A 22632-nucleotide genomic window follows, 5' to 3' on the forward strand; every position below is an offset into this window, starting at 1 on the left:
ATTGATTAATGAAAGCTCTAATTTTTGCGGCAGGAAAGGGGACACGTTTGCAACCTTTCACCAATTCGCATCCGAAAGCTTTAGCCGAAGTTAACGGAATCCCGTTGTTAGAACGTAACATCAAGTATTTACAATCTTACGGTATCAACGATTTTGTTATTAATATTCATCATTTTGGAGAACAAATTGTTGATTTTTTAAAACTTAAAAATAATTTCGGAGCCAATATTGAAATTTCTGACGAGCGAAATGAACTCTTGGAAACTGGTGGTGGTTTGATTTTTGCAAAAGAATTTTTATCATCAGAAGAAGATTTCCTCATTATGAATGCGGACATCCTTACCGATCTTAATATTTCGGATTTTGTTAAGTCACATCTCGAATCTCAAAATTTTGTTACTTTAGCGGTTTCGGATAGAAAAAGTTCTCGAAAATTATTTTTCGACGATCAAATGATTTTGAAAGGATGGAAGAATGTTGGGACTGGCGAAACCAGAATGGCAAGCACAAATGTAGGTTTTAAAGAATTGGCTTTTAGCGGAATCCATTGCATTAATTCAGCGATTTTTAATAAAATTAAAAGAACTGGCAAATTCTCCATCATGGAGGAATATCTCGATATGATGATGATAGAACGGATTGTTGGTTACGAGCATCACGCGAATCTTATTGATGTTGGAAGACCAGAATCTATTACAGAAGCAGAAAAAATATTTTTATGATTGACGATAATCAAGACTTAGATAAAAAGTTACACGACAGTTTTCGTAGAAAAACTTGGGACGAAACCATTACCAAAGACAGCTGGATGGTTTTTAAAGTCATGTCAGAATTCGTAGATGGTTACGAAAAAATGGGCAGAATAGGACCTTGTGTGTCTATTTTTGGATCTGCTCGTCTAAAGGAAGATGACTATTTTTACAAAATGGCTAGCGAGATTGCTAAGAAAATCACCGAAATAGGATTTGGTGTGATAACTGGCGGTGGTCCTGGTATTATGGAAGCTGGTAACAGAGGCGCTTTCGGACACGGTAGTTCGATTGGTTTAAATATCGAATTGCCTTTTGAACAACATTTTAATCCGTATATTGACAAAGGTTACAATTTGGACTTCGATTATTTCTTTGTTCGAAAAGTGATGTTTGTAAAGTATTCTCAAGGTTTTATTGTGATGCCTGGCGGTTTTGGGACTTTGGACGAGTTGATGGAAGCATTAACTTTAATTCAGACTAAAAAAATTGGACGTTTTCCGATTGTTTTGGTAGGATCAGATTTTTGGAGTGGACTTTTGGATTGGTTCAAAAATACACTTCTTGAGAATAAATTAATAAATGAAGAAGATCTATTATTGTTCCGAGTTGTAGATACGGCAGATGAAGCGGTTGCTCACATTAAAGCCTTCTATGATAAATATTCTGTAAACGTGAATTTTTAAATACTGCCGCATGGCATGTTATTTGAGCTAAATATAAAAATCAATTGTTATGAAAAAGTATTTCAACATTTTTGGGGTTTTATTCTTGCTTATTGCAATGAGTTTTACTGGATTGGAGATGTTTTCTTCGATGACGAAGGTTGAGTTTGTGGAAGGTAGTAAAACCTTAAAATTTACAACCAAACTTAACACATCTCATATTTCTAAAGCAGTAGGTATTGACCCAAATACAGCAGGTTTTGATGCTGAGGTTAAAAAGTATGTTAATGCCAACGTTGCGGTAGCTGTTAATGGAGCTAACAAGACTTTAACTTTTACAGGGAGTCAGGTTAATGGAGAGTCGGTTTTCGTGTATTATGAAGCAACTGGCGTTAGTGATGTATCAAGTCTTAGAATTAAGAATTCAATTTTGACCAATGTTTATCCTAAACAAGTTAATATTGTAAATGTTTCTTATAAAGGAAATCTAAAAACAGTTAACTTCCAAAAAGGAAAAGAAACTGCAGATGTCGATTTTTAATTAAATTGAATAATAAAAATAAAACCTCTCGATTTTTTCGGAAGGTTTTTTTATTTAATGACACATTGTATGATCGTTAGGATCAGCACTATGATTGTGATGTTTAATCTGTAAAGCTTCTTTTTTCGGTGATAAATAAGGAATGCCCAATTCTAAACCTCTAAGTATAAAAAGTCCACCAAGGAGTATCATAACAATTGGGACGATTTTTACAATTTTAAGACGCATATTTTGATTAAGAAAATTACCAATTAGTACGATAGCGAACATAAAAGGAAAAGTCCCCAATCCGAAAAATAGCATATACAGCGCACTTTGCCAGATTCCGCCAGCAGCGATGGATGCTGTTAACGCCATATAGACCATTCCGCATGGTAAAAGACCATTCAGTAATCCAGTCGTAAAACGTGAGCTGAGATCAGCTTTGGTAAGGAGTTTTGACAGTTTTAATTTAACTTGTAATAAAGCTTTATTAATGAATGGGATTTTGGTTGCGAAGTCTTTTCCTCCAAATGAAAATAACGCCATTAAGATTAATAAAATCCCAACAACAATACTTAAAGTTGTTTGTAATCCTGCAAATTGAAAACTTTCGCCAACAATACCGATAATAGCGCCAAGGATAGAGTAGGTGATAATTCGGCCAAAATTGTAGGTTAAATTCTGAAGATAGAAATTAATCTTTTGTTCGCGCGTTAATCCCATGGAAAGGGCAATCGGGCCACACATACCAATGCAGTGAAAGCCCGACGCAAATCCTAGAAATAATGCTGAAAAAAGCAAGGCTATTTCCATAATACATCATAATCAATTTGGTACAATTGATTATTTTCTTTCCATTTAGTTTTTAATGTATAAGAACCAGGAACCAAAACTCTAGCAGGAATTAGCATCGAGTTAGTTCCATCCAAAAATTCTACTTTTTTTAAATCCAAAGTCGAATCATCTGTACGGAAAAGTACAAAGTCAATCTCTTTTTTGTCAACTTTTCTGTCCGTTGGGAAATGAAGTTTGATCCCGTTTTTGTCTTGAGAATAGACTGGATGCACTTCGAGTTCCATCGCTCTCTTTTTAGCATCGATAACATCTTGATAGACTAATTCTTCTTCGTAATAGTTACTAGATATCATTTCTGCATTTTGTTTTCCCATTGGGAAGATGAGAATTAAGTATAAAATAAATGCAATAAAACTACCTAAAGCTATAACCACTGCATGTCCCCACGATAATTTCTTGAACATATTTAATTTTTAAAATTGAAACTTAAACGGCCCTTCAAAATAGGTTTGGAAAGAATCTAGAAGCTCTCCATTCATATCATAAACGCCAATTGTAACATTTTCTTTCGAGTGTGTAATTTGCTTTTCTGGGAAGCTAACATTAATTGTCCCTTTCTGCATTGCATCTCTCTTAAGAACAATTTTGTTACCACCACTTATACTAACCGCACCATTTTTAGGTTCTAGCACCTTAATAGTAACTGTCATTGTCTTGTTGGACTTATTAAGGAAGGTGTAATTGTAAGTGTTTGTAATTTGACCATCTCTAACAAAGAAAGTTGATCCTGGAGGTTTTAGGAATTTAGCTTCCATTGTTCCTCGATTATTTAATAAAAAGCCTAAAAATACCATTAATAAAGCTAAAATTACAGTCGAAGCTTTCATTCTGTTGGTAAATTTGAAACTTTCCTTCTTCTCGATTTGGTTGATAGACGCATAACGGATAAGGCCTTTTGGTAAACCAACTTTCTCCATTACTTCGTCACAAGCGTCGATACATGCGGTACAGTTAATACATTCTAATTGTTGACCATTACGGATGTCGATACCTGTTGGACACACAACAACACATTGATGACAATCGATACAATCTCCTTTGCCAGCTGCAGATCGATCTTCTCCTTTTCTCCATTTAGATCGGTTTTCACCACGTTGATAATCGTAGAAAACATTAATGGTTTCTTTGTCGATAAGTACGCCTTGTAGACGACCGTAAGGACATACTAGCGTACAAACTTGTTCTCTAAACCACGCAAATACAAAGTAGAATGCCGCCGTGAACATTATCATTACTAAGAAGTTGGTTGGTCGTGCAAATGGACCCTCTTTCATGATTCTGAAAACCTCTTCATAACCTACAATATACATGAACATAAAGTGTGTTATGATAAGCGATATTAAAAGGAAAATGCTCCATTTAAGACCTCTTTTCCATATTTTTTCGGAATTCCAAGGTTGCTGGTCTAGTCGTATTTGCTTGTTTCTATCGCCTTCGATAGCGTATTCAATTTTTCTAAAAATCATTTCAAGAAAAATAGTTTGGGGACAAATCCATCCACAAAATATTCTACCAAAAACAACTGTAAAAAGAATAATGAATACTAAAGAAGCGATGGCTCCTAATGCAAGTATGAAAAAATCTTGTGGATAAAAAGGTTGCCCAATGATAAAGAATTGACGATCTATAATATTAATCATCAAAAATGGGTTGCCATTAATTTTAATAAAAGGAATAGCAAAAAGAATAATTAAAAGGATAACGCTAACAATATTTCTATAGTTGGTGTATTTTCCTTTTGGTTTGCGCGGGAAGACCCATTTACGCTTCCCTGTATTGTCCATTGTCCCGACAGAATCTCTAAATGTTTCTGCCTCTATTATTTGGCCTTGGCCTCCAATGTCAGGTTTGTTAGAGTTGCTCATATCATTCATTTATAAATAGAAAAAGAGATTGCCCTGAAAAAAAACGAAGTTTCTTTTCGCATATCAGCTCATTTGCAATAATTGAACCGATACATCTTGACAATCTCTTTTAGTATGTTTTGTTAAAAATCTATTTCTCCCAATGCGCTTCAGTACCTTGAGGTGCTGCTCCGCCTTGTGCTGGTGTAATAGGTGCTTGTTCTTGGTTAATGTGATATACGTAAGCCGCAACTTTTTCGATATCTTTCCCTGTTAATACACCATTTTTACCCCAAGCCTGCATCGTTGGGTTGTGTGGACTACCGTTGTAAACCACGTGGAATATATTTTTGAACAATGTTTTTTCTGGTTGATTGATCCAGAAATTGTCAGTTAAGTTAGGACCAATACCACCTTTACCAGCGTCCATGTGACAAGCTGTACAGTTAGTATTAAAGATCTGTTGTCCTTCTGCTACATTATCTTCTGAGAATACTGCCGTCTCGATAGTTACTGGAGGTACACTCTTGTTGTACTCGTCGATAGCAGCAATTTGCGCTTTATGCTCATTTTCATATTCAACATATGGATGTGCAAAGTCTGTAAAGCTATATGAAGCAATGTAAAGGATACAATATGCAACACCAAAGTAGAAAAGACCTAACCACCACTTTGGAAGTTGATTGTCTAGCTCCATAATACCGTCGAAACCGTGGTCAATAAGGATGTCTTCTTCTTCTTTAGCTGTTTGCTTTTTAGAAGCTGAGTTCCATAAATATTGGAAATAAGGAACTTTCGTTTCTGCTAAGTATAGCTTTTTCTCTTCGTCTGTTAACTTTTTGAATTTTTCATTTTCAATTAAGTCACCAATCGCTGCTTGGATAAATACAACGATGATACTTACTAATGCTGCAGCCCAGAAATACTTTGTTTTAAAGAAATCTGAAGATTGTGCAAACATGTAAAATACGACAAGCAATAATCCTAAAACAATAAGGATATTAATATATACGGGTGTTCTTCTTTTCATGATTTTAAAAATGTTTTAGTGCGAAGTTTTATTGTCATCATCATCCATGTCTAGGTCATCATTAAGAGGAGCATTTTCTTCTTCCTCGTAATATTTTTTAGGTCTATTAAACACATACAATGTTATACCTACAAAAACTATGATGAACAGGATTAGCGAAAGGGTATTCAGTAATCCTGCATACTGTACATTAGAAATAATATCTTTAAAACTTTGCGGAATCATTCGTAATTATTATTAGTTGCTCGCGGTTTTAACTTCAGTTGTCTTAATGTCTGTACCTAATCTTTGTAGGTAAGAAATAAGTGCTGTAATCTCTCTCTTCTCAAGCGGTACAAAGTTTGCGCCTTGTGCTTGTTGTTGCTTCGCAAATTGATCTTTAACGTCAGCTGCTTCAGAATAGATATTCTTAACGATAGCTGCTGCTTGGTTGTTCATCCAAGAATCTGCTGAATCGATTTGTGCTTTAGTGTAAGGTACATCTAGAGCATTTTTCATCAATTCTAATTTAGCTTTAGTTAATGATCTGTCTAGCGTACTTGTAATTAACCAAGGGTAACGAGGCATGATAGATCCTGCAGACGTCGATCTCGGGTTGTACATGTGCTTAAAGTGCCAAGAATCTGGTCTTACACCACCTTCTCTCTGTAAGTCTGGACCTGTTCTCTTAGATCCCCATAAGAATGGGTGATCATATACAAATTCTCCAGCTTTTGAGTATTGACCATTTTTACCGTTGAATCTTACAACTTCATCACGGAAAGGTCTAATCATTTGAGAGTGACATGCATTACATCCTTCTCTAATATAGATATCTCTACCTTCTAATTCTAACGGGCTATAAGGCTTAACCGCTGAAATTGTAGGTACGTTATTCTTAACAAATATTGTAGGTAGAATCTCAATAGCACCACCAATTGCAACAGCGATAAATGCACCAACTGTTAAATATAATGGTGTTCTTTCTAACCATAAGTGGAAAGATTCACCTTGTTTTCTTCCTTTAATAGTTTTTGCTAATGCAGGTGCTTCAGCAGGTACTTCTTTAAGGAATGAACCTTGTTTTGCAGTTTTAACTAAGTTAATAACCATCAAGATTGCACCAGCGATATAGAATAGACCTCCTACAAATCTCATCTTATAATAAGGAAGAATTGCTGTAACAGTATCTAACCAGTTTTTATAAACTAGCGTACCATCTGGGTTGAATTGTTTCCACATCAAACCTTGTGTGAATCCTGAAATGTATAATGGCACAGCGTAGAAAATGATACCAAATGTACCTAACCAGAAATGCCAGTTAGCCATTTTAGTAGACCATAATTTTGTTCTCCACATAACTGGTACCAAGTAATAGATAACCCCGAATGCCATGAAACCATTCCATCCAAGAGCTCCTAAGTGTACGTGACCAATAACCCAGTCTGTAAAGTGACCAATTTTATTTAAAGTTTTTGTTGCCAAAAGTGGACCTTCAAAAGTTGCCATACCATAACAAGTTACAGCTACAACGAAGAATTTAAGAACAGGATTCTCTCTTACTTTATCCCAAGATCCTCTTAATGTCAATAGACCATTAAGCATACCACCCCAAGATGGCGCAATTAGCATAATTGAGAAACCAGTACCTACAGCCTGAGCCCAAGCTGGTAGTGCAGTATATTGTAAGTGGTGTGGACCAGCCCAGATATATACGAAGATTAATGACCAGAAGTGGATAATCGAAAGTTTGTATGAGAATACTGGTCTGTCAGCAGCTTTTGGTAAGAAGTAATACATCAAACCTAATACTGGCGTTGTTAAGAAGAATGCTACGGCGTTGTGACCATACCACCATTGTACTAATGCATCTTTAACCCCAGCATAGATAGAGTAAGATTTCCACATTGTTAATGGAACTTCTAAGTTATTGAAGATATGTAACATTGCTACTGCAACCCACGTTCCTAGATAGAACCAAATTGCAACATACAAGTGTCTAACTCTTCTCTTAGCGATTGTTCCGAACATATTAATCCCGAAAATCACCCAGATTACTGTTGTTAAAATGTCTATTGGCCACTCATGCTCAGCATATTCTTTTGATGAGTTAAGACCCATGAAGAATGTGATAATTGACGTAACAATCATCAATTGCCATCCCCAGAAATGAACCCAAGACAAAGTGTCGCTCCACATTCTTGTTTTCAATAATCTCTGCATAGAGTAATACGCTCCAGCAAAGAAACTATTACCAACAAACGCAAAAATTACCGTGTTGGTATGAATCATCCTGATTCTACCAAAACCGAAAGCACCATGCGAGTTGATTAGTCCCTGCATATCACCACTCTTAAGACTCATGATAGTTGTATCATCAGTTCCTAAAAATAATTCTGGTAATTCAGGATAAAAAAGTAATAACGCAGCAGTCAAACCCGCCAAGAAGCCAAGCAATCCGAAGATTACTGTAGCAATCAAAAAGGCTTTAACTATGCCATTATCATAACTAAATTTCTGTGTTTCCATATCTACAAATCACTATTATCTTTTTCTTCTTGTTTGTTATCGTCGGGTTTCTCTTCCCTTATTTCATCATCCATTAGGATACGTACAGCTGGACTTTCGTCGTCCTCGAAGTGTCCTTTTTTAGCTCCAATAATAAAAATTATTAAGAAAACCACAGCTAAAGACACGCTGCATATGATCATTAAATAGAGAATCTCCATAACTGAGACAAATTTACACTAATTAAAGTTCCCAAATTTAGTTAAAATTAATGACTTTAGTCAGAATGAATTTAAATTAATTAATTTATAATTTATCTAAATAGGTGATTCTATTTTAACAGCTTGAAATACTTTGTACTACGGTACCACGTTGATAAAGTCGTAAAAGCAACAACACTTATCGAGCTTATCGGCATTATTATAGCCGCAAACAATGGCGAAACCTTGCCCATAACCGCAAACGTAACCCCAATAACATTGTAAAATAAACTGATTGCAAATGTTAATTTTACTATGCTAATCGCATCTTTTGAGAATTTTAGATATTTATCCAATTCTGGGATTTTGCTACCATCCATAATAACGTCGGATGATGGCGTAAAGGCATTCGTGTCGTCTGCAATTGCAATCCCAACATCACTTTGCTTTAGAGCACCAGCATCGTTAAGACCGTCGCCAAGCATCGCTACTTTATGGTTTTGGTTTTGAAGCTCTTGGATAAATTCTAGTTTGTCTTCTGGGCTTTGATTAAAACGCATCTGCGAAACATTCGGAATCATCGTTTTAAGTTGTTGCTCTTCCGATGCGTTGTCGCCACTTAAGATGTTGACTTGGTAAGATTTAAGATGTTTGAAAAGTGTTATTAAATCTTTTCTGTACTCGTTTTTGAAAATATATTTTCCTAAAAATTCGTCACCAACTTGTACAAAAACAGCGGTTTCTAAGTTCTCGGATTTTTGACCAGTAAAACTAGCTGAACCAATTTTGTAAAGTTTCCCTCTAACGCTCGCTGAATAACCTTTCCCTGAGATTTCTACAAAATTTTCGATGGGCAGATATTCGTCTTCAGCATCGATATAATCATACAAAGATTTCGAAAGCGGATGATTGGAGTTTTTAAGTAAAGATTTAATGTTTTTTAAATCAAATTCCGAAATATTTTGACCTAAGTAATTGATATTTGATTTTTTACTTTCGGTGATAGTTCCTGTTTTATCAAAAACTAAACTGTCAATTTTTGAAAGTCTTTCGATCGTCAAAGTATCTTTAACATAGAATTTGTTTCTGCCTAAAATTCGCATAATGTGCCCAAATGTAAACGGCGCCGAAAGTGCTAAGGCACAAGGACATGCAATAATTAAAATCGCAGCAACCACTTGGAACATTTTTTCAAAATTCTCTTGTGACCAATATATTGCAGCAATCGCAGTAATCGTCAAAATAACAATCGTGAAATATTTACTGATTTTATTGGTAATCGTGTCGAGTCCAGTTTCAGTTTTTTTGAAAGCTTCCTTGTTCCAAAGTTGTGTCAAATAACTTTGATCCACGTTTTTAATAACTTCCAACTCCAAGATTGGTCCACTTTGTTTACCGCCTGCAAAGATTTTGTCACCAGCTTTTTTCGGTACCAATGCCGCTTCTCCAGTGATGAAACTATTGTCAATATTGGCTTCACCTTTTATTAAAATCGAATCAACAGGAATAATTTCTTGATTTCTAACCATGATTCTGTCGCCGACTTTTAGGTCAGAAAGTAGAATGTTGTCTTGCTTACCATTAAAATCAATTTTGGTAACTGCAATCGGGTAGAATGATTTGTAATCGCGGTCGTAAGATAAGCTGTTGTAGGTTCTTTTCTGGAAGGTTTTTCCTAAAAGCATGAAGAACAAAAGTCCACAAAGTGTGTCGAAATATCCGCCGCCGTAGTCTGTCGCAATTTCGTAAATCGAACGTCCGTACAACATGATAATCCCGATAACAATGGGAACGTCGATGTTGATGATTTTATTTTTAAGGCCGTACCAAGCCGATTTGTAATAATCTAAAGCAGAATAGAAAACAACTGGCGTTGCCAAAATCAACAAGGTGATTCTGAAAAGATGCTTGTAATTTTCCATCCAAACGTCATTGCCACCAACATATTCAGGGAAACTTAAAAACATACTATTTCCGAATGCAAAGCCTGCAATAGCCAATTTTATTAAAAGGCTTTTGTCAAGTGTTTCTTTCTTTTTGTCCGCAGTTTCGAGGTTAATAACAGGTTTGTAACCAAAATTTGTTAAAAATTTAGCTAGTTCGCTGAGTTTCAGTTCGTCGCTCTTATAAGCGATTTGTACCGTTTTTCTCGTGAAGTTAACTTGCGAATATTTTATTTTAGGATTAATTGTGTTCAAGCTTTCCAAAAGCCAAATGCATGACGAACAATGGATTACAGGTATTTTGAAAGTAACCAATGTCGTCCCACCTTCATGGAAATCTACCACTTTGTTGAAGACATCCTCAGCATCTAAATAGTCGAACTGCGTTGTGTCGTCGCTATTTGGTCGTATCCCTGAACTCTTATTAAATTCATAAAAGTTACCAAGATTATGTAGGTTTAGGATTTCGTAAACGGACTGACAACCATTGCAACAGAAGACTTTTTCATCAAATTCAATGCGCTCATTTTCAATAGGCTGACCGCAATGGAAACAATTTTCTGACATGTGGTTTGTTGGGTTTAGCTTACAAAATTACGCCAAAAAACTTTGCTTTTAGGAGTAGAAAGTCTTATTTTTGCTGATAAATGTCATTACATATGTCACTTGAACTACAGCAAGTTATCGAACAGAATTTTATTCAAGCCTTTAATAGAGAGTCTTTTAAGAAAAGTTTATCACCTGAAGATTATGATAAATTAGTAGCAGAACTGCAGGATATGGAGTTCGCAAAAGGCGAAACTGTTTTCGAAGATGGAGAATCTCCGCAAGGTGTTTATTTCATAAAAGAAGGAACTGCAAAGCTTTCAAAATCTGGTGTTTACGGTAAAGATCAAATTCTTAGATTTTGTAAAGAAGGTGATCTTATCGGTTATCGCTCTTTATTGTGTGGAGAAAATTTTCAAGCAAAAGCTGAAGCGATGACGCCACTAAAAGTCGTTTTTTTACCAGCTGATTTCTTCATTCATTTATTAGAAGTTGATGCTAAATTGTCTTACGCAATGTTGCAAAAAATTGCTTACGAATTGGGCGAATCGTCTAACACAGTGACCTTTTTAGCACAGAAAACAGTAAGAGAAAGATTGGCTGAGATCTTAATTTTGCTTGAACAAAAACTTGGCACAGATCCAGAAGGATTTATCAATATTTCTTTAACAAGAGAAGAAATCGCTAACCTTATTGGGACTGCAACAGAAAGTGCAATCCGATTAATATCAGAATTCAAACAAGATGAATTGATCCTTGTCGAGGGACGGAACATCAAAATCATCAATCACGAAAAACTTATAAAACTTGGTCATGTGGTTATCTAATTTTAGATAACCATTTGTTTCTTTAATACATCCTAAAAATTAAGCCCATGTCGGTACATTCAGAAATAAAAAAGATTACAACGGAGACACTTCGTAAGATGAAGTTCGATAATGATAAAATCTCGATGATTACTGCTTATGATTTCACAACTGCAAAGATGGTTGATGCTGGCGGTATAGATGCGGTGTTGGTTGGTGATTCTGCGGCTAATGTTATGGCAGGATTCGAAACGACGCTTCCGATTACTTTGGACCAAATGATTTACCACACGCAATGCGTTGTTCGTGGGATTGACAGAGCTTTGGTGGTGGCAGATTTGCCTTTCGGAACTTACCAAAGTAATCCAGAGAAAGCTTTGGAATCGGCGGTAAGGATGATGAAGGAAGGTGGCGCACACGCAGTGAAAATTGAAGGCGGAAAAGAAATCGAAGAATCTATCCGTAAAATTGTAAATGCAGGAATTCCTGTGATGGGACATTTGGGATTAACGCCGCAATCGATTTATCAATTCGGAACTTATAAAGTAAGAGCTAAGGAAGATGCAGAAGCAGAAAAATTAATTTCTGATGCTAAACTTTTGGAAGAACTAGGATGTTTTGCAGTGGTTTTAGAAAAAATTCCTGCAGATTTGGCTAAAAAAGTTACCGAAGCGATTACAATTCCAACAATCGGAATTGGAGCTGGCGCAAATTGCGACGGACAAGTTTTGGTGTATCACGATATGGTTGGGATGAACAAAGGTTTTTCGCCTAAGTTCTTAAGAAGATATTTAGATTTATATACCGAAATTACTGGTGCTGTGGCGCAATATGTAAAAGATGTAAAATCTGTAGATTTTCCGAATGAGTCAGAAAGTTATTAAAATTTATACATGAAAAACCTTATGGCAATACAAGCTGGCGTATCTTTCGCGGCTTTAGCTTGTTTATTAGTTGGTTGGATTCAGCCATTTTCTCCAGAGCTTAACAATATTATTTATAATAAATTATTTTACATTTTGGTAGGTGCAAGTTTTGTATTACAAGCGCCAACTTTAGCGAATCCAAAATTCAAAATCCCAATGTACATCGCAGCTGGACTTTGTATCGTCGGTGCGTTTTTACCAGTTGAGACAAGACTTTCAGGTATTAAAACCATCGGATTAATTGCTGGTGTTATCATGTCATTGTTTGGACGAAATAGAAACGCACAACAATAATGTCGGAACAAGTATTTTCTGCATCGCAAATCGTCTACGAGGATAATCACATGATGGTGATTAATAAAAAAGTTGGTCAGCTTGTGCAAGGTGACAAAACTGGCGATTCGTCGTTGTTAGAATTGATTAAAGATTTTATTAAAAAAAGAGATGACAAGCCTGGAAACGTTTTTTTAGGTTTGGTGCATCGTATCGATCGACCAACTTCGGGTTTGGTGATTTATGCTAAAACCTCTAAAGCGCTTTCTCGTTTAACACAAATGGTAGCAAATCGAGAAATAAAAAAAACTTATTGGGCTTTGGTGGCAAAAGAAATGATTCCCACGTCACAGCGTTTGGTGAATTATCTTAAAAAGAATGAAAAAAATAACAAAGCAATTGTTTTCTCCAAACCGACTGATGGTGCAAAAGAAGCGATTCTTACTTATCATTTGCTTCAAACTTTGGACAATTATTTGTTGTTAGAAATCGATTTAGAAACTGGTCGTCATCACCAAATCCGAGCACAACTATCAAAAAACGGAACGCCAATAAAAGGAGATCTCAAATATGGTTCGCCACGTTCTAATCCCGACGGCGGCATTAATCTTCACGCACGACAACTGAATTTTGTACATCCCGTAACAAAAGAAGACATCGAAATCATCGCGCCTTTGCCGAAAAATGATAAGGTTTGGCAGGCTTGTGCGAATTTGTAAGTCAGTGTTTGTAAGTTGTTTGATATATTAAAAAAGACTCCTATGAAATTTTATTTGTCAATATTTTTATTCCTTTACTCCATTATAGCTTTTTCGCAAAAAACGGTTGATACACAAATCGTCTTAAAAAATAAAGATACACTAAACACTAAATTAATTATCCCATTTAATCCTGGAGATAGTCATTTTATTATACTAAATAATAAAAATAAAAGAGAAGTAATAGATAGGAATTTAATAAATTCATTATCGTACATCTTTGACGGTAAAAAAATCAATTTTGATACATCTGAAGACGGAATTTTTAGACGAATTGTTTTTAAAGGAAAAAAAACTAGTTGGTATAGAATGACATCAAATAATATTTATAGTGGCGCATTGAGTAATCAAGAAATAATAACAAATTTTAAAGGAAATTCTGTCAAAATTAAAGTATATAAAAAAAGTAAGGATGCTTTAAAGACTATAACAGAAAACATCCCTGAACTAAACTCTTACATTGATAGTGTTGAAAAGCTTGATGAAGAAAAGATTATTTCTGTGTTAGAAAAATATGATGATATTAATTGATATTTCCAGTTAAAATTATTTTCATAAAACTTTACAAATTATTTTCATGATGTTTAAAAAAAGATAACCAATAGCGAAACTTAAATATTTCCACTAATATTCTTCAACGAAAATACCCCAACCAAAAAGGCATCCGAAATTTTCAGGTGCCTTTTTTAGTAATATAAATGTGTGTGATTGAGTGTCTATTTTTGGTTCATCAATCCGCCATTATCTTCTTTTGGCGTATCTTGATTTAAGAGATTTTGATCAACTTTAGCTAACTTATTTTTAGTCGGTATTTTATAGTTGATCGAGAAACCAAAGTTTCGGCTGTCCCAACGGTTTTGCAAATAAATCGGCGTTGCAGTATTAACCGTTTTGAAATTCATTCTCGAGCTGTTGAAAATATCATTCGCAAACAAGCTTACAGTAATTCTATCTTTATTAAATTTCTTGCTGAAATTAAGGTCAACACGATTCATAATTGGTTGTGTCGATTGGAAGAAATAGTAATTTCCTTTTGTTGAATAAGAGAAATTTGGTGCGAATTTAATGTTATAAGGAAGGATAAATTGTCCTGCCACGTTGAAGAACCACATGCCTTTTTTATCCGTAATTTCTTTGATATCTTGGAATTGATAACCTGCGTACAAGTACAAGAAATTAATTTTATCAGGATTAAAATTAAACTTCATAATCTCGCTAAACGGTTTCGAGAAAATCATAAACGGAACGGGAAGTCCCACATTAAAGCTGTGTTGTGTCAAACTGTGGATGTTGACATTGGTCTGCGAAATACTGTAGCCATCGCGTTCCACATACATCATCACTTGGTCTTTCACGCTGCTCACGTTATAGCTGATAAAGGCATAATCGAAAGCGCTAATTTTAGCTTCGAAGTTGTTGTAAATCGTCGGTTGCACATTTGGGTTACCAGAAATACTAACGTTCGGATTTTGGAAAGTCGTGTTGTTCGGGTTCAATTGACCAGTTGATGGCAAACTTATTTTTCGGTTGTAGTTTAAATTAAAATACAAGCTTTTTGCAAAATCATATTGCATGCTAGCATTTGGGAACAATTCAAATTTTTTGAAAGGCGTTAAATCATCCCATTGGTTTTTTCTTAAATTCAAAGATTTACCAGAAATGTCGTAATCTTCAGCTCTAAGACCAGCGATAAAACTAAATTTTTTAATCTTCGTATTCAATTCGGCGTAAGTTGCAGCTGTTTGTCTTTGATAATCTAAATTTTTAATGCCAAGGAAATCTGTCGTGAAATCCGTTTTCTCATACAAACCTCCAAAACTAATTTTACTTTCATCCAATAATTTTATCGGTTGCGAATAGTCGACGCGAAGATTGTAGTAGTTTTGATCGGATGCATTGTCCATATCAGCTCCAAAAATCTGCGTGCCACTTGGTGTGAAAAATGAATTTTGTCCAGTTTGGTCAAAAGTTGATTTGAAACTCGAATAATTAGCTTTGATGTCTAATTTTTGGTTTTTATCATCAAATCTTTTCTGATAAGTTGCTGTTATTTCGTTTCGGTCGCTTTTGGTTTTGCTTTTTCCGATGTTTAGATAATTAGCAACAACATTATTTCCTGATCCGATCGGTGATTCGATCATAGATGTTCCATCCGAATTGTTGTAAGAATCGTTGTTTGCATTGTAGTAATCGTAGTTTAACAATAATCTATCTTTTCCTAAATCGAAAGTCAAAGCGGCTTTTGCAAAATATCCGCGAGAATATTTGTCGCCAAAACCTCTCGATAAATCGTCCATTTGGTTGCTAGAAAAAGATTCTCCGTAGGTTTGTCCCGCGCTTAATTGCCATCCAAAAATTTTATTTCTAGAATTTAAAACAATACTATTATTAAATCTATTTCTGAACTTATCATAATCCGAAAATCTATAACCTCCAGAATAAGTTGCTGTTAAATAATTTTTCGCAGATTTTGAAGTAATGATATTTAAAATTGCGCCACCAGAAGTTGCAGGAAATTCTGCGCCAGGTTGCGTCACAACTTCCACACGTTCAATCGCTGAAGCGGGCATGCCTTCTAGGAAAGCTGTTAAGTCGTTGGTGGAAATATTCAACGGTCGTCCGTCCATGTAGACATCAAGCGGTTTTCCTTGATACATCATTCCTGCGATGTCGGTAACCACCATTCCTGGAAGTTTTTTAATGCCTTCTAAAGATGATCCTGAGTTAAGGCTTGCTTGTTCGGAAAAATCGAAAATTGTTCTGTCAGCCTTTTGCTCGACAGCTTTTTTAGTTTTGGTTATTGTAACCTCTTCAATTTGTTTTTCCTTTGAGTTCTCTTTTTTAGATTCTTGCGCAAACGCAACTTGAACGCTCAAAAATAAACTCGCTGCTAAAATAATTCTTTTGTTCATAAATGCTTGTCTACGCAATTAGACAAACAATTTTTGCATTTGTTACAAACAATATTATTTAACATTTAAAATAAAAAAACACCAAGACAATTTTTAAAGATTCTTTTTCATCATTTGTGATTTTAGAAACTATCCTCCTTTTATTGTCTTAGTGCTTGTAAATCCTTAACAAATGTATATTTTTATAAATATATACACTAACAATTACCTGTCGTGAATCAAGAATTTTGACAGCGTTTTTATTGTTTAATTGATTGATTTTTAGGTGTTAAAATTTGTAAAATACTTATTCTATAAATATAAATTTAATAAACGTTTATCTTTATGTTTTGCTTAGATTGGGATTGAGAATTTGTAAGATTTAGCATTAAATTCGGTATTTTTGTATTATTAATTCTTTAATTATTTGATTTGAAATTTTTACAGTTTTTAGTTTTCGTTTTTGTGTTCACTTCAGTTTTTTTTCAAGGTCAAAATAAATATGATGTTGAAAAAAGAGCTCAGTTTTTTAAACTTTTTAAAGAGCAGCAAAATAGTGTTAATTATTCTTTGGATAACGGGCAGAAGCTTTTGACACTTTCGCAGACCAATTATGAAAAAGCTTTGTCCTACATGATTTTGGGAGAAGCTAATTATAAAGCTGGCGATTATGTTAAATCTGTTGACTTTTTAGAACAAGCCGAAAAATCGGTAGGTAAAAATGATAGTCTTAATGCTAAATTTAGGATTGTAAATCAATTGTTGATTTCTTACAGAAGAGCAGGACTTGTTGAAAATTCTGATCAAGAATTGTTAGAATTAAAGAAGATGGTGTCTCAGTTAAAGCCTCATGAGCGAGATTATGTTCTTTTAATTGCTCAAGCCAAAATTTTTGAGATTGATGGAGAAGATTGCAAAGCCGCAGATGTTAGAAAGAAGTTTTATGATTTAATGTTAAATTATCCTCTTGATGAGTCTTTTAAAACAAAATATTTGTTTGGGGTTTTATCGCAGTTAGCTTTTGCTGAGTATAAATGTGGCCGAATTGCCGATGCTCAAAAAACTGTCATCAATTCTGAAAAATATAAATCTAAAGTTGATCCAAAAGAAAATTTGTTGCTCAAAGATTTTTATTTTATGAATAAAGCTTTGCTAGCTCATGATGAAAAAAATGATGACTTATCGCGGAAATATTTTGATTCGGCCATTGCGGAAAGCGAACTTAATAAGAATAATCTTGTCCTTAAAGTTATTTTGTCGGAACGTTTGGAAGCTAATATTGATAACGCCGATCAACAACTAAAATACGCACATCAAATTAAAGATATAACCGACTCTGAGACACGTGTTACAAAAGCACTGATTTCGAGAGAGAGTAAAAAAGCTTTTGAAATCATTAAAGATCGTGAGCAAAAACAAATGTGGTTGATGATTATTACGGGTGTTGTTATTTTATCGATTGGGATTGGCGCTTATTTATATTTCCGAAATCTTAGAAAAATTAAAGTTAATTATAAGAAGATTATTGACGAATTACAAGACAAATCGGTTACTCCACAAACGGAAAAGCCAGTTGAAAATTTTGTTTCAGATATTAAAATTACAACCGAAACCGAGCATAGTCTTTTAGAATACTTAGAGAAATTTGAAGAAAAAAATCTTTTTACCAAGAATGGAATTTCTTTGGCTCAAATGGCTGTTCTGCTTAACACAAACACGAAATATCTTAATTATATTCTAAAAAAATACCGCAATACAGACTTCAATAACTATATTAATTCAGCTCGAATTAATTTTATCACCAAAGAATTGCATGACAATCCAAAGTTGCGGAATTATAAAATCTCTGCGCTTGCAGGAAAATGCGGTTACAGTTCGCACAGCCAGTTTGCAAGTATTTTCAAAGCCAAAACACAGATTTCGCCATCGCAATTTATTTCAATATTGAAACAAGAAGAAAAGGTATAGGTTTACTTCGCTCTACTTTTTTCCTCAAAATCGATGCTACGACTTTCTTTTACTTTTTTATTTCCAAAAGTGTAATTCACACTAAGTCTAAAACCTCGTCCATCCCAATAATTGTTGAAATGTTGGCTGTTGTCCGAGTAATAAATATCGCCTTTCCAATATTGCGCAAAAATATTAGAAACCGAAGCGTTGATTTGAAGCTGCTTTTCCATCAAGGCTATTTTTATTCCAGAATCTAAATTCGTAAAACTGTGGAAATAGGAATTCACGTTGTGATAAGGCAAAGCCTGACTAAAATTCAGAAAGAAATTAATTGTTTTCGCTTTGTTTAAAGTAAATGTATTTCGGATGCTGTAATCAAAAGTTTTCCCTTTTCGAGTCGTTGCTTCAATGTTATAAACTTTGGAATCGGTCAAGGAAGCATTCACATAAGTTGAAATTTCCCACCAAGTTTTGATTTTATTCGTGTACGAAACTGTTGCTCCAAAAAAATCGCTATCATAGGTGTTAAGATAGGTTCCGTAATGAAGCAAACCATCTTGGAAAGAGACTTGCCCAAAACCATTGGTTTGATGCAAATAGTACAAACTCGCATTAAATTTATTGTTGTGCGTATAACCCAATTCGAAATTACTCATGTAAGAAGGCTTCAATAAAGGGTTTCCCGTAGAATAAGAATAGGTGTTTTCGTACCAACGAAATGGATTTAGACTCTCCATGTCAGGACGATTAATTCTTCGTGAATACGAAATCGTATAGGAGTTTTTTTCGTTTTTATAATTGATGTAAGCCGATGGAAACCATTCTCCATAGCTGTATTTGGTGCGTTCATCGGTTTGCGGTGTGTAGGCATTAACATTCGTAAGCTCGTAACGAAGTCCAGCTTTTGTTGACCATTTTTCGTTAAAAATTTTTGCGAAACTAAAATATCCTGCATAATTCTGTTCGGTGTACTGAAAAAGATTAGAACGTGTTGCATCAATTTCCCAATCTTGGTTTTGGAGGTTATAATAACCAATATCTGTTGAATTTTTGAATTGATTAAATTTTGCACCCGTTTCAATCGTTCCGAAAGAGTAGGGAAGTTCCAAATCGGCTTGACCAGAGAAGATTTCTGGTTTTACGATCGAAATAGTTTTTACAAAAGCCAAACTTTCATCCGAAGATTTCAAGGTGTTAAAATTCACATTTGTCGTAGCATTATTTCCATAATAATTTCCTGTGAAACTCAGTTTTTTTCCGATGGAATCCAGTTTCAAATCATAATAAACACCCAAAGTATTCATCGTGTTTTTTTCGCGATGTTGTGTATTGGTAAACAGGTTTTCGATGTTTTGAGAATTCTGAAAATAATTCGTCGTGTTCAAAATATCCATATCTGGCGTTTGGTGCGTGAACAAATAATTAAATCCAATTTCTGAGTTTTTGTTCAGTTTATAAGACATATTCAAACTTGGCGCAATACTTTTCCACATATCTTTTCTACGAGATTGACTGTAGCTCTCTGTACTTCCAAGAATGCTGTAGTTTTCGATAGAACGTTTTGCAGAGTTTAAATAGTTGGTTTTAAAACTTAAACTTAATTTTTCGGTTTGATAATTCAGAGTTCCGTTCGCATTTCCACCAAAATAAGTTCTTTGTTGAAGTCCAGTTCCGATATTTCCGCTGAAACCCATATTCGGATTTTTCTTTAATACGATATTCAAAATTCCGCTATTTCCTGCGGCTTCGTATTTTGCGGGTGGCGTTGTAATCACTTCAACTTTGGCGATGTTTTCAGAGCGAATCGTTTTAAGATAACTCACCAAAGCATCGCCCGAAATATTCAACATTCTGCCATTCACCATCACCGAAACATTGCTTTTCCCCACAATCGATATCGAAGCTTTGTCTTCATCAATTTTCAACATCGGAACATTTCCCAAAGTTTCCATCGCGTCCATTCCTTGTGATGCCATCGAAGCATCAACGTTGAAAACCAAGCGGTCGGCTTTACGTTCAATTAGTTTTTTAGTTGAAGTTATTTTTACTTCGTCAATAGATTTTATAGAATCATTTTTTTTGGTTTGTGAAAAAAGGCTTGTTGATACTAAACTGAATACTAAAAAATATTTTGCGTTCATTGTTGTTATGATTTTTCACAAAGGTATTCTCGCTGAAGCTCGTTGGAAATAGCGTTTAGACCAAACTCTAAGAATTTCGGGTTAAAAATTTTTCGTCGGAAAAAAAGTGGCTTTTGTCGATTTTAATAGTAATATATCAGAATACAGAATTAAATTTGGGCATGAGAAAAAATCAACTTTTTTTGCTACAGAGCATATTTTGGATTATTAATTTTATTGGCACTGTCCTCATTCCCAAGTTTGTATTCAATGCGGATCATGTACTTTTGGATATTACTTTTTTTGTGACCACATTTATTTGTTTTTACATTAATTATTTCTTCGTTGTTCCTAAGTTTTTTGATATTCATAAACTTTACAAAAGTCTGATAGGTTTTTTTGTAAGTGTAATTTGCTTTGTTCTAATTCGTTATTTTATTGAAGAAATATTGTTGATTTGGATAACGGGAAGTGGTAATTATGCTCCTGGAACAGGCTTAGGTTTTTACTTTTTTGACAATATTTATTACAGTTCGACAACTATTTTTATTTCTAGTGTTTTCAGTTTAATTAATAAATTTATGAAAGTAGAAGAAGAACGATTACAACTTGTTTCCGAAAAAAAGCATGCGGAAATTCAAGCTTTAAAAACTCAAATCAATCCGCATTTTATTTTTAACTCTCTAAATAATATTTACTCTTTGGTCTATCAAAAGTCGGATAAAGCGCTTCCTGCGATTGAAGAACTTAGTGAGTTGTTGCGTTATTCAACCAAAGATTTACAACAAGATTTTATTCCATTAAAACGGGAAGTTGGTTATATTGAAAGTTTAATTGCTTTAGAAAAATTGCGCATTAGGAATCCGGAAAAGATTATTTTTGAAAAGAATATTCAAAACGAAAATTTGCAAATCTCGCCAATGTTATTGGTTCCATTTGTAGAAAATGCTTTTAAACACGGAGATTTCAACGAGCACGAAATGAAAATTGATTTAAAGGAAGAAAATAATATTCTAAATTTCCGAATTGAAAATCAAAAGCGACAAGGTTCCAAAGACCACGCCTCAGGAATCGGAATTACCAATGTTAAAAAACGTTTGGAATTGATTTATCCCAAAAAGCACGAATTAAATATTTCGGATAAAGAAATTTTTTTTGTAGTTGAGTTAAAGATTGAGCTTTAAAGAATCAAGAACCAAGAAGAAAGTAAGTTAAAAGATTCCCGTCCGTTCGAGTAGATTTTGCAAAAATCGTATCGAGAACTTAATTAGATTCTCGACTTGGTTTATCCTGAGTTTGTCGAAGGGCTGCGCTACTCCAATTGACGAACTTTAAAATACATCGTACATTTTACGTAATACATTGTACAAGAAAATGAACATAAAAACCATCATCATCGACGACGAACCTTTGGCTGTTTCACTGTTGGAAAAATACGTTTTCGAAACGCCAAACTTTGAGTTGTTGTCAACTTTTCTGAATCCCATTGAAGCAATCGAGTTTATCCAAAACAACGATGTAGATTTGGTTTTTCTGGACATTCAAATGCCCGAATTATCCGGAATCAACTTTATGAAAATCGTTGGTGATAAAGTAAAGTATATCTTAACCACCGCATATTCCGAGTTCGCAATGGAGGGTTATGAACATAATGTGATTGATTATTTGCTAAAGCCAATTACGATATCACGCTTCCAAAAAGGAATTGAAAAAGCAAAAGAACGTTTTGCAAGCGTGCAGGAATCTGAGAAAAATTACTTTTTCATCAAATCTTCCGGACAACAATATAAGATTTTATTTGATGATATTTTGTACATCGAAAGCATCAAAGATTACGTCAATGTCAAAACCAAAAATCACGAATATATCGTCCTCGACACTTTAAAATCCATGGAAGAAAAACTTCCAGATTCTGTATTTTGTCGCGTTCATAAATCCTATATTCTCAATCTTAATCAGATAAAATCGGTCGATAGCAAGTCTGTTTTGCTAATTTCAGACACCGAAATTCCAGTTGGAGAAAGTTTTAAAGTAAATTTTTTAAAAAAGTTAAAGTAAATTCGTTT

Annotated in this window: 21 protein-coding genes; 11 read left to right on the plus strand and 10 right to left on the minus strand. The window is 34.4% G+C overall.

Going from position 1 to position 22632, the window contains the following annotated elements:
• Positions 1–8: 8 nt before the first annotated feature.
• From B5X62_RS06650 to B5X62_RS06660, 3 genes are read left to right on the plus strand one after another with little or no spacing between them, the layout of a single operon-like run.
• Complete coding sequence (locus B5X62_RS06650) at positions 9–722, plus strand: nucleotidyltransferase family protein (protein WP_079666626.1); 714 nt, start codon at positions 9–11, stop codon at positions 720–722.
• Complete coding sequence (locus B5X62_RS06655) at positions 719–1435, plus strand: LOG family protein (RefSeq protein ID WP_079666627.1); 717 nt, start codon at positions 719–721, stop codon at positions 1433–1435. Before B5X62_RS06650 ends, B5X62_RS06655 begins: the two co-directional genes overlap by 4 nt.
• Before the next feature lie 49 nt (positions 1436–1484).
• On the plus strand, positions 1485–1955 hold the full coding sequence (locus B5X62_RS06660; protein WP_079666628.1) for a DUF6702 family protein: 471 nt from the start codon (positions 1485–1487) through the stop codon (positions 1953–1955).
• A gap of 54 nt (positions 1956–2009) precedes the next feature.
• Here the strand turns inward: B5X62_RS06660 and B5X62_RS06665 are convergent, their stop codons facing one another.
• The 8 genes from B5X62_RS06665 to B5X62_RS06700 form a co-directional block, all read right to left on the minus strand.
• Positions 2010–2750 carry a sulfite exporter TauE/SafE family protein gene (locus B5X62_RS06665; protein ID WP_079666629.1) on the minus strand — a complete coding sequence of 247 codons (741 nt, stop codon included), beginning with the start codon at positions 2748–2750 and terminating at the stop codon, positions 2010–2012.
• Positions 2741–3196, minus strand: a complete 456-nt coding sequence (locus B5X62_RS06670) for a FixH family protein (protein WP_079666630.1) — start codon at positions 3194–3196, stop codon at positions 2741–2743. The genes B5X62_RS06665 and B5X62_RS06670 overlap by 10 nt, the downstream gene beginning before the upstream one ends.
• Positions 3197–3205: 9 nt before the next feature.
• Positions 3206–4657, minus strand: coding sequence for a cytochrome c oxidase accessory protein CcoG (gene ccoG, locus B5X62_RS06675; protein ID WP_079666721.1), 1452 nt, complete (start codon positions 4655–4657; stop codon positions 3206–3208).
• Positions 4658–4787: 130 nt separating this feature from the next.
• Positions 4788–5666, minus strand: a complete 879-nt coding sequence (locus B5X62_RS06680; protein WP_079666631.1) for a cbb3-type cytochrome c oxidase N-terminal domain-containing protein — start codon at positions 5664–5666, stop codon at positions 4788–4790.
• A gap of 15 nt (positions 5667–5681) precedes the next feature.
• A complete protein-coding gene (locus tag B5X62_RS06685) occupies positions 5682–5891 on the minus strand; it encodes a CcoQ/FixQ family Cbb3-type cytochrome c oxidase assembly chaperone (RefSeq protein WP_079666632.1) in 210 nt (69 codons plus the stop codon).
• A gap of 12 nt (positions 5892–5903) precedes the next feature.
• Positions 5904–8174: a cytochrome-c oxidase, cbb3-type subunit I gene (gene ccoN, locus B5X62_RS06690; RefSeq protein WP_079666633.1), complete on the minus strand. Its 2271-nt coding sequence runs from the start codon at positions 8172–8174 to the stop codon at positions 5904–5906.
• 2 nt (positions 8175–8176) lie between these two features.
• Positions 8177–8374: a cbb3-type cytochrome oxidase assembly protein CcoS gene (gene ccoS, locus B5X62_RS06695; protein ID WP_079666634.1), complete on the minus strand. Its 198-nt coding sequence runs from the start codon at positions 8372–8374 to the stop codon at positions 8177–8179.
• 110 nt (positions 8375–8484) lie between these two features.
• A complete protein-coding gene (locus B5X62_RS06700; protein WP_079666635.1) occupies positions 8485–10863 on the minus strand; it encodes a heavy metal translocating P-type ATPase in 2379 nt (792 codons plus the stop codon).
• 92 nt (positions 10864–10955) lie between these two features.
• Between B5X62_RS06700 and B5X62_RS06705 the strand changes: the two genes are divergently transcribed.
• Genes B5X62_RS06705 through B5X62_RS06725 form a run of 5 tightly spaced genes read left to right on the plus strand, consistent with a single transcriptional unit; the run spans position 10956 to position 14136 of the window.
• Positions 10956–11669, plus strand: a complete 714-nt coding sequence (locus tag B5X62_RS06705) for a Crp/Fnr family transcriptional regulator (protein WP_079666636.1) — start codon at positions 10956–10958, stop codon at positions 11667–11669.
• Positions 11670–11716: 47 nt separating this feature from the next.
• Entirely contained in the window at positions 11717–12532 is an 816-nt protein-coding gene (gene panB, locus B5X62_RS06710) for a 3-methyl-2-oxobutanoate hydroxymethyltransferase (RefSeq protein WP_079666637.1), read from the plus strand.
• Positions 12533–12541: 9 nt separating this feature from the next.
• Positions 12542–12868: a hypothetical protein gene (locus B5X62_RS06715; protein WP_079666638.1), complete on the plus strand. Its 327-nt coding sequence runs from the start codon at positions 12542–12544 to the stop codon at positions 12866–12868.
• Positions 12868–13566, plus strand: coding sequence for an RluA family pseudouridine synthase (locus B5X62_RS06720; RefSeq protein WP_079666639.1), 699 nt, complete (start codon positions 12868–12870; stop codon positions 13564–13566). The genes B5X62_RS06715 and B5X62_RS06720 overlap by 1 nt, the downstream gene beginning before the upstream one ends.
• A 42-nt stretch (positions 13567–13608) precedes the next feature.
• Positions 13609–14136, plus strand: a complete 528-nt coding sequence (locus B5X62_RS06725) for a hypothetical protein (protein WP_079666640.1) — start codon at positions 13609–13611, stop codon at positions 14134–14136.
• Between the two features lie 185 nt (positions 14137–14321).
• Here B5X62_RS06725 and B5X62_RS06730 read toward each other — a convergent pair whose 3' ends face one another.
• Positions 14322–16517 (minus strand): outer membrane beta-barrel protein, encoded by a 2196-nt coding sequence (locus B5X62_RS06730; RefSeq protein WP_079666641.1) that lies wholly within the window; start codon positions 16515–16517, stop codon positions 14322–14324.
• A 444-nt stretch (positions 16518–16961) separates the two neighbouring features.
• Between B5X62_RS06730 and B5X62_RS06735 the strand changes: the two genes are divergently transcribed.
• Positions 16962–18464 (plus strand): helix-turn-helix domain-containing protein, encoded by a 1503-nt coding sequence (locus tag B5X62_RS06735; protein ID WP_221405217.1) that lies wholly within the window; start codon positions 16962–16964, stop codon positions 18462–18464.
• Between the two features lie 2 nt (positions 18465–18466).
• Here B5X62_RS06735 and B5X62_RS06740 read toward each other — a convergent pair whose 3' ends face one another.
• Positions 18467–20587: an outer membrane beta-barrel family protein gene (locus B5X62_RS06740; RefSeq protein ID WP_079666643.1), complete on the minus strand. Its 2121-nt coding sequence runs from the start codon at positions 20585–20587 to the stop codon at positions 18467–18469.
• 431 nt (positions 20588–21018) lie between these two features.
• Between B5X62_RS06740 and B5X62_RS06745 the strand changes: the two genes are divergently transcribed.
• Together B5X62_RS06745 and B5X62_RS06750 are read left to right on the plus strand one after the other, a co-directional pair.
• The gene (locus tag B5X62_RS06745) at positions 21019–21750 is read left to right on the plus strand and encodes a sensor histidine kinase (RefSeq protein WP_245797164.1); all 732 of its coding nucleotides are present in this window, start codon (positions 21019–21021) and stop codon (positions 21748–21750) included.
• 190 nt (positions 21751–21940) lie between these two features.
• Positions 21941–22624, plus strand: a complete 684-nt coding sequence (locus B5X62_RS06750; RefSeq protein ID WP_079666645.1) for a LytR/AlgR family response regulator transcription factor — start codon at positions 21941–21943, stop codon at positions 22622–22624.
• Positions 22625–22632: the final 8 nt, after the last annotated feature.

This window comes from Soonwooa buanensis (genome assembly GCF_900167905.1).
Taxonomy (GTDB): domain Bacteria; phylum Bacteroidota; class Bacteroidia; order Flavobacteriales; family Weeksellaceae; genus Soonwooa; species Soonwooa buanensis.